Annotated in this window: 10 protein-coding genes; all 10 read right to left on the bottom strand. The window is 66.3% G+C overall.

Features of this window, described 5'->3' with window-relative positions; genetic code table 11:
* Positions 1-61 precede the first annotated feature (61 nt).
* The 10 genes from JK358_RS02995 to glf all read right to left on the bottom strand — a co-directional run bounded on the left by JK358_RS02995 (position 62) and on the right by glf (position 12,900).
* Positions 62-1,090 (bottom strand): alpha/beta hydrolase, encoded by a 1,029-nt coding sequence (locus JK358_RS02995; protein WP_201943236.1) that lies wholly within the window; start codon positions 1,088-1,090, stop codon positions 62-64.
* Between the two features lie 186 nt (positions 1,091-1,276).
* Positions 1,277-2,245, bottom strand: coding sequence for an alpha/beta hydrolase (locus JK358_RS02990; protein ID WP_232850588.1), 969 nt, complete (start codon positions 2,243-2,245; stop codon positions 1,277-1,279).
* Between the two features lie 174 nt (positions 2,246-2,419).
* A complete protein-coding gene (locus JK358_RS02985; RefSeq protein ID WP_201943233.1) occupies positions 2,420-3,466 on the bottom strand; it encodes an alpha/beta hydrolase in 1,047 nt (348 codons plus the stop codon).
* 128 nt (positions 3,467-3,594) lie between these two features.
* On the bottom strand, positions 3,595-4,665 hold the full coding sequence (locus JK358_RS02980; protein ID WP_201943232.1) for an alpha/beta hydrolase: 1,071 nt from the start codon (positions 4,663-4,665) through the stop codon (positions 3,595-3,597).
* Positions 4,666-4,954: 289 nt separating this feature from the next.
* A complete protein-coding gene (locus tag JK358_RS02975; protein WP_201943230.1) occupies positions 4,955-6,004 on the bottom strand; it encodes an alpha/beta hydrolase in 1,050 nt (349 codons plus the stop codon).
* Between the two features lie 175 nt (positions 6,005-6,179).
* The gene (locus tag JK358_RS02970) at positions 6,180-8,102 is read right to left on the bottom strand and encodes an arabinofuranosyltransferase AftB family protein (RefSeq protein WP_307817253.1); all 1,923 of its coding nucleotides are present in this window, start codon (positions 8,100-8,102) and stop codon (positions 6,180-6,182) included.
* 70 nt (positions 8,103-8,172) lie between these two features.
* Positions 8,173-9,117 (bottom strand): decaprenyl-phosphate phosphoribosyltransferase, encoded by a 945-nt coding sequence (locus tag JK358_RS02965; RefSeq protein WP_201943226.1) that lies wholly within the window; start codon positions 9,115-9,117, stop codon positions 8,173-8,175.
* Between the two features lie 29 nt (positions 9,118-9,146).
* Entirely contained in the window at positions 9,147-9,641 is a 495-nt protein-coding gene (locus tag JK358_RS02960; RefSeq protein ID WP_307817284.1) for a phosphatase PAP2 family protein, read from the bottom strand.
* Positions 9,642-9,769: 128 nt separating this feature from the next.
* Positions 9,770-11,707, bottom strand: coding sequence for a glycosyltransferase (locus JK358_RS02955; protein WP_201943223.1), 1,938 nt, complete (start codon positions 11,705-11,707; stop codon positions 9,770-9,772).
* Positions 11,704-12,900 carry a UDP-galactopyranose mutase gene (gene glf / locus JK358_RS02950; protein WP_201943221.1) on the bottom strand — a complete coding sequence of 399 codons (1,197 nt, stop codon included), beginning with the start codon at positions 12,898-12,900 and terminating at the stop codon, positions 11,704-11,706. Before glf ends, JK358_RS02955 begins: the two co-directional genes overlap by 4 nt.
* Positions 12,901-12,951: the final 51 nt, after the last annotated feature.

Raw genomic sequence — 12,951 nt, 5'->3', positions numbered from 1 at the left:
CGAGAGCAACTCTCGAAGCCCTCAGGAGCTACGCCCCCAACCCTCGACCTTTACCTCGAGGTCAGCCGAGCGCGGCCAGGATGTGCGGGCGAGCCTTCCACAGCTCGTCCTCCCAGTACTTCCAGGTGTGGGTGCCGTTGGCCGGGAAGTCGTACACCGCCGAGGTGATGCCCAGCGAGTTCAGGCGCTGCTGGAACAGGCGGGTGGTGACCATCGAGAGCGCCTCGATGCCCATGGCCGTGGACGTGTTGAACACGGCCGCAGCGGAATTCGGGTTGTCGTGCTGACCCGGCAGACCGGAGGCGGCCGAGATGTACATCGGCAGACCCTTCAGCTGCGGGGCGAACACGGCCGGATCCATGCGCAGCCACGCCGGGCTCCACGGGGCGGCCAGGGAGTCGACGTTGAAGCGGCCGGCGTCGAGCATCATGACGCGGATGGCCTCACGCATACCCGGCGCGTTCCAGTTCAGCGGACCGGAGAACGAGGAGGCGTGCTTGAACATGCCGCGGTTGTAGGCCGCCAGGCGCAGCGCGGCCGGACCCGACATGGACAGGCCCGCGACAGCGTTCTTGGTACGCGAAACACCGTATCCGGCAAGGAAATCGGGGAGTTCCTTGGTGAGGAAGGTCTCCCACTTGTAGGTGTACTTCTGGCCGTTGGTGTTCGAGGCCGAGGTCCAGTCCGCGTACCAGCTGGACTGGCCGCCGACCGGCATCACCACGGTGATGTTGTCGTTCGCGAACTGCTGCATGGCGTTGGTCTCGAACGACCAGGCATTCCTGTCATCTCGGGCCCGGAGGCCGTCGAGCAGGTAGAGGGCCCGATCACCGCCATTGCTCGCCCACTGCACCTGGACCTTCACCGGGCCCATGCTGGACGGCACCATCAGCTCTTCGTAACCACCGGCGGGGGTGCGGTGCACCGGACCGAACACGGGGGCTGCCTGAGCAACGGTGGGAATCGCGACAGCCGCGGCGGTCGGAATTGCCAGAATGGCGGCGGCGGCGGATAGTCGAGCGCTCCAACCACGGCGAGCACTACGTCCTGACTGGGCTGCCCCCGACACGGCGGACCTGCCGAAACGCATGGATACTGCTCCTTCTTCTACTGCTGTAGTTTTCAGTTGTGCCGCCTATGGACACGGCAATAGCCATGCGGCATAAGCGATCAGCATGCTCACAGCGAATCCCGACACTTCGGATGTGAGCGTAATGGTGCCGTGACTTTATCGCGAATCCTCCGTGATGTCGCTACCTACGGAAAAATATTGGCGTCAACCGATGTTCGCGCTCATGTCGGGCAGCATCTTGAAGACTTGGTCCTGCCAGTAGTGCCAGGAGTGGACGCCGTCCGGGGTGTAGTCGAAGACGGCATTGCAGGGGCCGTAGGACTCCATACGCGCTTGGAAAGCGCGGGTATTGGCCAATGCCACGGTCTCCAGACCGGCGGCATTGGTGAGGTTATAGGCGTCCAGAGGTGAGCGCACCGCGTCGCGCTCCCCCGGCCTGCCGTTACCACTGGAGATCCAGAGCCGAGTTCCATTGGCGCGCAGTCGTTCCGCGAATACGAAAGGATCGTTGCGCAGCCACGCCGCACTCCACGGCGGGCCCCACATGGCGTCGATGTTGTAGCCGCCGGCGTCCAGCAATGCGGCCCGCAGCGCCTCGCGCATACCGGGCGCGGAGATATTCAAATAGCCGGAATATGATGCGGCATAACGGAACTGATCCGGGTGATAGGCGGCGAGCACCAGCGCCGCGCTACCGCCCATGGACAGCCCGAGCACCCCGTTGCCGTTCGGGTTGAAGCCCAGGCGCGCAGCCATCGCATTGCGCAGATCCCTGGTCAGGAAGGTTTCCCACGCATAGGTGAAGGTCTGGCCGTTGGTATTGCTCGGCGCCACCCAATCGGAATAGAAGCTGGACTGCCCGCCGACCGGCATCACCACATTGATGTTCCAGGCCGGGAGCACCCGCGCGATTTCGGTGTCGATCTCCCACCCGGACAAGTCGTTTCGCGCCCGCAACCCGTCGAGCGCGTACACCACGCGCTGCGTATTGCCGTCGTGCGCACGGAATATGCGCGTTTTGATCGGGCCCATGCTGGAATCCACCCAGAAGTCGTGACCCGACGGATCGAAGGATGCCGAGGCGACCGGGGCGACACCTCCCAGGCCCAGCGTCAGCGGCAGCGCCATCGCGCACACCACGGCCATGAGCACACGCTTACAAGCAGACCGCATCAGTCTCTTCGCCCTTCGCTGTCCCGCCTCTCCGCGCCTTTGCGCCCGGCTGAGAGCCGTTGGCCGTTTCGCACGCGTGCCGGCGGTGCTATTCGAAACCGATTTCGGGGGTGCCCCCGGAGTTACCCGGACCTCACGAAATCAGTAGGTACCTTCCGTACAAAGAAATCGAGCTCAGCCGATATTCGCCGACAGATCCGGGATCATCCGGTACGCCTCGTCCTGCCAGTTGGTCCAGGCGTGCAGGCCCGCGGGCGGGAACGAATACACCGCGTTCGTCGCACCCAGCGAGAGCATGCGGACCTGGAAGGCCCGCGTGTTCGCCAGCGCCAGCGCCTCCAGCGGGCCACCGCGCACCAGGCGATCGGCGGCCGCGCCGAACGGGATCTCCAGGTCCTGCTGCATGGGCAGACCGCTGCCCGCGGCGATCCAGAGCCGAGTGTTGTTGGCTATCAAGGTCGGCGCGAAGACGAACGGGTCCATGCGCAGCCACTGCGGGCCCCACGGCGGAGCCATGCAGTCCACGTTGTAGCCGCCCGCGTCGATCATCGCCGTGCGGATGGCCTCCCGCATACCGGGCGCGGAGATGTTCAGGTAGCCGGAGAACGAACCGGCGAAGGAGAACTGGTCCGGATGGTAGGCGGCCAGCGTCAGCGCGGCGGAGCCGCCCATCGACAGGCCGAACGCGCCGTTGCGATTCGGGTTGAACCCCAGGCGGTCTCGCAGCGCCCAGCGCAGATCGTTGGTGAGGAACGATTCCCACGCGTACCGGTAGCTCTTGCCCGGCCCCGCGCCCAGCGCCTCGGTGACGCCCGAACCGGAGTTGGGGGCCGACGATCCGGCCCCCGGCGGGACGCCGAACCAGGAGCTGGCGGAATCCCAGTCCGCGTAGAAGCTGGACTGCCCGCCGACCGGCATCACCACGTTGATGTTCCAACTGGCAAGTACCGCAGGCACATTGGTGTCGTTCTCCCAGCCGTTGAGCAGCTCGGTGGCACGCTGCCCGTCCAGCGCGTACACGACCCGATTGGTGTTGCCGTCGGCCGCCCGCAGTACGCGGGTCTTGATCGGTCCCATGACCGGGGAGTCCACCCAGAAGTCGAAGGCCGCCGGGTCGAAGAAAGCGTTGGCGGGCGCCGTCATCGGGGCCGCGAGCCCGATCGGTAGCAGCAGCGCCGCAGCAATCCCCAGAAGCGAGCGTTTCAACCTGGAACCGCGCATCGACCTCAGTCCTCCGTGGGAGTAGTGACCGCGAGCAGAGCAGGTGTTCAGCGTACGACTCGGCCCCGCCGTCGCTGCGTAACAGCGACGGCGGGGCCGGGAAAAACCTTCGGCGAGGGGCGTGACTACTAGCCGATGTTGTTGCTCAGGTCCGGGATCATGCGGTGGACCTCGGCCTCCCAGTTCCGCCAGTTGTGCACACCGGTGGCCGGGAAGTCGAAGGTGACGTTGCCGGCGCCCAGGGTGGCCATGCGCACCTGGAAGGCGCGGGTGTTCACCAGCGCGAGCGCCTCCAGCGGCATGCCCTGGATGACCGACATGACACCGGTGACGTCACCGCCACTGGGGATGGCGCTGGCCGCGGACACCCACAGGCGGGTGTTGTTGGCGATCAGGCGCGGCGCGAAGACGAACGGATCCATGCGCAGCCACTGCGAACCCCACGGCGGGGCCATGGAGTCGACGTTGTAGCCGCCCGCGTCGACCATGGCCAGGCGGATGGCCTCGCGCATGCCGGGCGCGGAGATGTTCAGGTAGCCGGAGAACGAACCGGCGAAGGAGAACTGGTCCGGGTGGTAGGCGGCCAGGGTCAGCGCGGCCGAGCCGCCCATGGACAGGCCGAAGACGCCGTTGCGGACGGACTGGAAGCCGAGGCGGTCACGCAGCGCGTTGCGCAGGTCCTGGGTCAGGAAGGTCTCCCAGGTGTAGCGGTAGCTCTTGCCGGGGCCGCCGGAGAACATCTGGAAGGCGCCCGAACCCGAGGACGAGCCCGAGGAGGAACCGCCGGAGCCGGAGGAGGAACCGCTGATGCCGAGGATCGAGGACGGCTCGGCCCAGTCGGCGTAGAACGAGGACTCGCCGCCGACCGGCATGACCACGTTGATGTTGGCCGCGGTGAGCGCGCCGACGACGTTGGTGTCGTTCTCCCAGCCGTTGAGGACCTGGGTGGCGCGCATGCCGTCGAGGGCGTAGACGACACGGCTGGTGTTGCCGTCGGCCGCACGGAAGACGCGGGTCTTGATCGGGCCCATTTCGGCGGAGTCGACCCAGAAGTCGAAGCCCGCGGGGTCGAAGGCCGCGTGTGCGGCGGGAGTTGCGGCAACGGAGATCCCGAGCGGTGCCAGCATGGCCAGGGAAACCCCCAGCACCGTCTTCTTGAGCCAACCGCCGTGGGATCTCTGGCGTCTCTCGCCTCGCATATTCTGTCCGGCCTTTCCAGTCGTTCCAGTCCACCGTTGTACGACGACCCCGGCGGAGGTCTCGGGGAGCCTATCGTGTGCCGACTAATAGAGCGTTATCAGTTCGTGACGAAAGTGACGCGCGCCACTGTTTAAACAAAAAGTGGTGCTCAACCGCCTCTCCGCGCCTTTTGCGCCCAGCTGAGAGCCGTTCACAGCCGTGCACGCGTGCCGCCGGTTGAGCGCGAACCGATTTCGGGCGTGCCCCACGAGTTACCCGGAACTCCCGAAATCAGTTGTCGCGTTTTGATCATCCGATGTTCGCCGACAGGTCGGGGAGCATCTTGTAGAGCTGCGCCTCCCAGTTCTTCCAGTTGTGGATTCCCACCGCCGGATAGTCGTAGGTGACGTTGGTGCCGCCGAGGCTGCTGAACCGGGACTGGAACGAGCGGGTGCCGACCAGCGACACCGCCTCGATGCCCATGCCCTGGATGGTGGTGACGCTCATGCCGTCGGTGCTGCTGGGCAGCGCGCTGCCCGAGGAGATCCACAGCCGGGTGTTGTTGGCCTTCAACTTCGGCGCGAACATGTACGGGTCCAGGTGCTGCCACTTGGTGCTCTTGGCCGAGGCCAGCGCGTCGATGTTGTAGCCGCCGGCGTCGATCATGGAGGCGCGCACGGCGTCCTTCATGAAGGGTAGTGAGAGATTCAGTGCGCCGGAGAAGGATCCGGCGTAACAGAACTGGCCGGGATAGAAGGCCGCGAGCATGAGCGCCGAGCCGCCCGACATGGACAGGCCGAAGACGCCGTTGCGAGTGACGGTGAAGCCCAGGCGATCCCGGAGGGCGTCGCGCAGGTTCGTGGTCAGATACGTTTCCCACTTGTAGGCGTAGCTCTTGCCGGGACCACCCGAAAGCACCTGGGAGCCACCGGAACCCGAGCTGCCCGCCGCCGAACCGGCCGGGATGCCGAGGAAGGTGGAGGGGGAATCCCAGTCGGCGTACCAGCTGGACTGGCCGCCGACGGGCATGACCACGTTGATGTTGGCCTTCATCAGCTCGGCGGCGACGTTGGTGTCGATCTCCCAGCCGTTGAGGTCGTCGCGGGCGCGCTGACCGTCGAGCGCGTAGACCACCCGGTTCGTATTACCGTCCGCCGCACGGAATATGCGGTTCTTGATCGGCCCCATGGTGGAGTCGACCCAGAAGTCGAACCCCGCCGGATTGAAGGCCGCGCTCGTGCGCCCGGCCACCGACACCCCCACGGCCGCGGCGGCCACTCCCACCGCGGCGCTCTTCAACAGCTGCCGTCGTCCCAGCGCCCGCTCCGGCTGCGCCCCACCCACGGTCTCGACTCGCATAGCCCCGCCTGTCCCTCATCATCCGTATTGCGACAACCATTGCGGCACATACGAAGATGGACCGCGAGAGGCGTACTCGGGGAGCCTATCGCGGAACACACGGCGTGGCGTTATCAAACCGAGATAGTTGACACGTAATACGTTGCAAAACAGTCATATTGACTGTCTCGGTGTGTTATTTGGGCGAGTTCGGGTCCGTGGGGTCGACCAGACCGCAGCGCTGGATCTCGTACTTGGGCACCCGGTCGATCCGATACTTGGCGAACTCCAGCGACTGCTGGATGTTGTGCCGGAACCGATCGAAGGTCAGCGGCGCCCGCGTGGAGGCCAGCATGTCCTGGGTTTCCGGGCAGCTCAGGGCGACTCGGGCCTGGGTGACCCAGCGCTCGTCCATGAACCACGGCATCCACGGCTTCTTGTCGACCATGCCGGCGTCGACCACCACCCAGTCCGGGTAGAGGTTCTTGTCGTGGCCGATCCGACCGTCTGTCAACCGATCGGTATGTGCCGCAAGCGGATACGCCAGACCCATCTGATCGATCACCCGCACGTCCAGCGGAACGTTCATGCTGGTCATACCGAGGTTCAGGAAGAACACGGTGTGCCCGGCGCCCTCGGCGGGGATGGGCTCCGGCGGCGGCGCGATGTACCAGTTCATGAACGACGGCGAATTGATGAGCAGGCCGCCGTTGGGATTGTCGGCGATATCGCGGACCATGGCGCGCATGCGCGGGTAGTCCAGGTAGTCCTCGGCGCGGATCGGATGATCGTGACCGGTGTTGAGCACGTAGTAGATCCGCTCGTCCACGATGCCCGAGGAGCTGATCTTGGTGCCCAGCTTGATGGCCGTGGTGTTGGACGCGAACAGCGCCCAGCCCGCGGTACCGGCGAAGGCCGCCAGCACGATCAGGAAGACCCAGTCGGTGCGGCGCGGACCGGGCGTACCGCCCAGCAGCGCGTCCGGCAGCTTCAGCGGAATGACCATGACCGGCAGCAGCAGGCAGAACAGCTGCGGCAGCAGCATCCGGCCGTGCATGAAGTCGCCGCCGACGCGGACCTGGTAGAGGGTCAGCAGCACACCGGCGACGAGCACCAGCGTGACCACCGCGGCGGGCGTGCGCAGCCACACGCTGAAGTCGTGCAGGCGTTCGCGCGCGGACGGTTTCGCGGCATCGGCGGACCGCACCACGGAGTGACGACCGGTCTGTTCGCCCAGCCGCCGCGACCGCACCACCAGCAGCGCGGTGAGCGCCAGCACGAGCAGCGGCAGCCACAGCCAGTACGGCCCGACCAGATTCCACAGGTAGACCCAGCCCTGACCCCACTTGGCCCCGCCCGCGTCCTTCGCGACCGCCGTATTCGGGTAGGGCAGACCGTAGTAGCCCATCCGCCAGATCTGATAGCAGACCGGCACCAGACCGGCCACCGCCACGATCAACACCCGGAACACCCACGGGCGCATACGGGTTTCGGGCAGCGGCGCACAGAAGATCATGAGCAGCGTCAGCGCGCCGACCAGCGTCATCTCGGGACGGATCAGCGGCGCCAGGCCCGCGAAGAAGACCAGTCCGAAAAAGCTTGCCCTGCTCACCTTCTCGGCCTGCGACCAGCGGATCAACTGCCACCACAGCACGGCCAGCCAAAAGATGACCAGGCTCGACTCCAGCCCCGAGGTGGCGTAGTCACGGGCCGGGGGCACCGCGATGTAGACGAGAGCGCCCGCAGGCAGCAGCAACTGGGCCGCCGTCCCACCCCACAGCCGGGCGGTGCCGAGCATGGCGAACACGATGGCCCCCACCGACAGGGTCAGCGCGATACCGAGCACGACGTACTCCAGCCGGGCCTGGGTGAGCCAGCTGAAGAACCACACGATGTAGGTCCAGGCGGTACTGGTGTTGGCCTCGACGCGCTCGCCCGCATTGAAGACGGGACCGTTGCCCGCCAGCAGGTTGCGCACCGTGCGCAGCACGATCAGGCCGTCGTCGGCGATCCAGCGCCGCTCCCAGCCGCCGATGGCGAACAGCGCCGCGGTGAGGGCTACCCCACCGACGAAGGTAATGCGAGATAGTCGCGAGAACCGGCGAGCGGAACTCTCCACGCGCCGACGGGCGCGACCGACCGGCAACTGTGCCGTCGGCGCGCCCTCTCGCTCTTCTCCCTCTACCACGTCAGGTGAGATAGACAGCGACACCTACCGCTCCGATCCAGGCGATTGCGAGGAACTGGAGGATCCGGTCCCCCAGGGCGATCTCTTCGGGCTCACCGGCTTCACCGCCGTCGACGTCCACGGCGTAGCGCAGGATCGCGATGGTGAACGGAATCATCGAGATGGCGAACCAGACATTGTTGGCGTGATCGGGCTCGAACGCCCACAGGCCGTAGCAGACCACCACGGTGGTGGCCGCCAGCGTCCACACGAACCGCAGGTAGGTCGGGGTGTAGTACTCCAGCGACTTGCGGATCTTGGCGCCGGTGTCGAGCGCGATCTTCAACTCGGCGTAGCGCTTTCCGGCCGCCATGAACAGCGAGCCGAACGCCATGATCAGCAGGAACCACTTGGACAGCCGGATGTCGGCGGCGGTACCACCGGCCACCGCGCGCAGCAGGAAGCCCGACGACACGATGGCGATGTCGAGCACGGCCTGATGCTTCAGGCCCAGGCAGTAGGCGAGCTGGATGGCGATGTACACGGCCATCACCACGGCCAGATGCCAGTTGGCCAGGAAAGAACCGGCGATCGAGGCGACCAGCAACAGCACGGCGAGCCCGTAGGCCAGGTTCACCGGAACCACGCCGGCCGCGATCGGCCGGAAGCGCTTGGTCGGATGCGCGCGATCCGCCTCGACGTCGAGGGCGTCGTTGATCAGGTAGATGCCGGAGGCCGCCAGGCAGAACACCGCGAAGGCGATCGCGACATTCGCGATCACCGAGCCGTCGGTGATGATGATGTCGCCGGCCGCGGTCTTGCCCGCCACCAGCGGAGCCGCCAGCACCAGGACGTTCTTGACCCACTGACGCGGGCGCATCGCCTTGATCAGGCCACCGCCCAGTGTCTTCGGCGGGCCCTTGATCACCGCCTCGGCTAGGTCGGTGCCGGTCGGCTCTTCGCTCATATCCTCAACGGCTCTTTCCTTGGCGGTGGTCACTTGGCGAGTCTCTTTTCAGCGGCAAGCACAGCGGCGGCGGATGCTGCGCCCAGCGCGGAACCGGCGAGAACGTCGGACGGGTAGTGCACTCCGAGAACGAGCCGGGAGAGCAGCATCGGCGGGACGAGCACCGCAGGCAAGGGTAGCCCGGTGAGCCTGCCGAGCAACACAGCCGCCGCCGTAGTGGATGTCGCATGCGAGGACGGGAAGCTCAATTTGCTCGGCGTCGACACGTTGACCTGCACGGACGGGTCGTTCGGGCGGGGGCGGCGGACGATCCGCTTGATCACCACGGACGCCGCGTGCGACCCGAACGCGCCGACCGCGACCCCGGCCCACTGGCGGCGGCGCTTCTTGTCGACGAGCGCGCCGGCCGCGCCGATGGCCATCCAGCCCAGGGCGTGCTCACCGAAATGCGACATGCCGCGCGCGGCCTTGATGACGGCCGGGTACTGCCCGATCGTGCCCTGCACGATGTTCAGCGCCCGCACCTCGACGGGCGGGACCTCGCCCTCGGCGCCGCAGCAGCCACCGCCGCAGCAGCCCTCGGCTTCCTCGGAAACCTCGGTGACGAGCGGCAGTTCGCGGTCGGCGCCGAAGGCATCGGGAGCGGATGCGGTCACTTGGGTTCTCCTGAATCGATGCCGAAGACGTTCTCCCACGCCGCCTTGCTGGTGAGGTGGGCGTGCGCCGCACGATACTGCTCGCGCACTTCGGGGAAGCGCTCGGCCAGCTCCTTGCGCAGGCGCATGGCCTCCTTGAACAGTTCGGCGGCCTTGCGCGGATCGCGCTTGCGGTAGACGACGCCGCGGCCGTCGGCGGTGGTGACGGTGACGCCGTCCACCTGCGACAGCAGGAACCAGCGGGCGTCCAGGGTGGGGACGTTCAGCTGCGGGGTCTCGTGGTGCCTGGTGTTCGCCTTGCGGAAGTTGTGCAGCACGCCCCTGCCGAGCCGGGCCACCTTGGCGAGCGGGTTGCCGGGTTCGCCGACCGCGCCGACCTCGGCGTGCGACGCCAGCGGCAGTTCGGTGGAGGACGGCAGCACGACGGCGTCCGGGTACTCCTTGCGCATGGCGTGCACCTTGCCCAGCGCGGTGGGCAGCAGGCCGAACAGCTTGTCGGGGCCCGCGAGGTAGTCGCGGATGGCCTCGTTCTGGATGGCGACCGTCGAATACTCCAGGCACAGCAGGTGTTTCAGCGTGGCCTTGACGGTGTTGACCACCATGGGACGGCCGTCGTTGGGCAGGTGCAGGGAGGCGACCACCAGGCGGTTGCGCAGGTGGAAGTACGCCTGCCAGTCGATGGCGTCGTCCTTGTCGCTCCACGCCATGTGCCAGACGGCGGCACCGGGGAGGGTGACCGTCGGATATCCGGCCTGCCGTGCGCGCAGACCGTATTCGACGTCGTCCCACTTGAGGAACAGCGGGAGCGGCTGGCCGATCTCCTCGGCCACCTGACGCGGGATGACGCAGGTCCACCAGCCGTTGAAGTCGACGTCGATGCGGCGGTGCAGCAGTTTGGAGTTGTCGCGGTCGCGCAGCGGGTTCTTCGAGAAGTCGTGGTCGTACTCGACATTGGCGGGCGCGGTCCACATGAAGATGGAGCGGTCGACGACCTCACCCATGACGTGCAGGTGCGAACGCTCCTGCAGGTTGAGCATCTGGCCGCCGGTCAGGATGGGCGACTTGGCGAAGCGCGAGAAGGCGAGCGCGCGCAGGATGCAGTCCGGCTCGATCTCGATGTCATCGTCCATATAGACGATGTATTCGGCGTCGGTGGTCTTGAGCGCCTCGTACATGACGCGGCTGTAACCGCCGGATCCACCCAGGTTGGGCTGGTTGTGGAAGGCGAGCCGATCACCCAGGGGCGCGGCGGCCTCGGCGAAGCCGGGCTCGTCGACCACCTTGCGGGTGCCCTGGTCGGGGATGATGACGGCCTTGATCTTCTCCAGCACCAGCGGGTCGGAGCCCAGGGCCGCAATGGTTTTCACCGCGTCGGTGGGGCGGTTGAAGGTGGGCATGCCGACGGCGATGCTGCCCTCACCCGGAGCCTCGACGGGCGCGTACCAGCCGCCGCTGCGCATGACGACCTGGCTGTCGGTGGTGATGTCGAACCAGATCCAGCCGCCGTCCTCGAACGGGCCCAGATCCACTTCGAACTCGACGAAGGCCGCGGCCGCCGCGCCGTCGCCGGGGGTGCTGAACTCGTTGCCCTGCACGTGGATTCGGGAGCCGTCCGCCTTGGAGCGGTACACGTCCACGCGGCCGTGGCCGGACAGTTCCAGCCGCAGCACCACGGACTTCAGCACGCTCCAGCGCCGCCAGTAGGAGGCGGGTACCGCGTTGAAGTAGGTGCAGAACGACACCTCGGATTCCGCGCCGATGGCCAGCGCGGTGCGCGTGACGGCGTGGGCGCGACGGGCATTGGTGTCGGATTCCTCGAGGTACAGCTTGCGCACGTCGAGGGGTTCGCCCGGCCGCGGCAGGATGACGCGCTGCAGCAGGGACTTGGCGCGGGAGTCGGTGGTCATCTCTTCCAGCTCGAGTTGGGCGGTCATTCGGCGGTGTCCACCAGTTCCGCGCCGGACTCCAGGTGCGGGCGCAGCACGTTGTCGAACATGCTGAGCGCGGCGCCGATGGCCATATGCATGTCGAGGTACTGGTAGGTGCCCAGGCGGCCACCGAAAAGCACCTTCGCGGAAGCGGTTTCGGCCTTGGCGCGCTCGCGGTAGGCGAGCACCCGGGCGCGGTCCTCGGGGGTGTTGATCGGGTAGTACGGCTCGTCGCCGGTCTGCGCGAAGCGGGAGAATTCGCGCTGGATGACCGTCTTGTCCTTGGGGTAATCCCGTTCCGGGTGGAAATGGCGGGATTCGATGATGCGGGTGTAGGGCACGTCCGCGTCGTTGTAGTTCATGACCGAGGTGCCCTGGAAGTCACCGGTGTTCACGACTTCGGTCTCGAAATCGATGGTGCGCCAGCCGAGTTCGCCTTCGGAATAGTCGAAGTAACGGTCCAGCGGGCCGGTGTAGATCACGGGGGCGTCCGGGTTCTGGGCGCGGATCTCGTCCCGCACCTCGAACCAGTCGGTATTCACGCGAACTTCGATGTTCTCGTGTTCGGCCATCTTGGACAGCCACGCGGTGTAGCCGTTCTTGGGCAGGCCCTCGTAGGTGTCGTTGAAGTAGCGGTTGTCGAAGTTGTAGCGCACGGGCAGGCGCGCGATGATCCCGCTGGGGAGTTCCTTGGGATCGGTCTGCCACTGCTTGGCGGTGTAATCGCGCACGAATGCCTCGTAGAGCGGGCGGCCGATGAGCGAGACGGCCTTCTCCTCGAGATTCGACACGTCCTTGCTGTCGATCTCGGCGGACTGCTCGGCAATGAGCTTCCTGGCCTCGTCGGGGGTGAAGTAGCGTCCGAAGAACTGCGAGATCAGGCCCAGTCCCATGGGGAATTGGTAGGCCTGGCCCTTGTGCATGGCGAACACGCGATGCTGGTATCCGGTGAATTCGGTGAACTGATTCACGTAGTCCCACACCCGCTTGTTGGAGGTGTGGAAGAGGTGCGCACCGTATTTGTGTACTTCGATGCCAGTTTCGGGTTCCGCCTCCGAATACGCATTTCCGCCGAGGTGGTAGCGGCGTTCGACCACCAGGACCCGCTTTCCCAGCAGGTTGGCGGTGCGTTCGGCAATGGTCAGCCCGAAGAAGCCGGAGCCGACGACGATGAGATCGAAGGGGGATGCAACCGTCACGGCTGCCCAGACTACCGGGAGAACTTATGCGCGTGCGCTGCCATCTGTGAG

Source organism: Nocardia acididurans, from assembly GCF_016741815.1.
GTDB classification, from domain to species: domain Bacteria; phylum Actinomycetota; class Actinomycetes; order Mycobacteriales; family Mycobacteriaceae; genus Nocardia; species Nocardia acididurans.
Note: the sequence above shows the minus strand (reverse complement) of the source record. Positions and strands in the feature narration are given on the sequence as shown.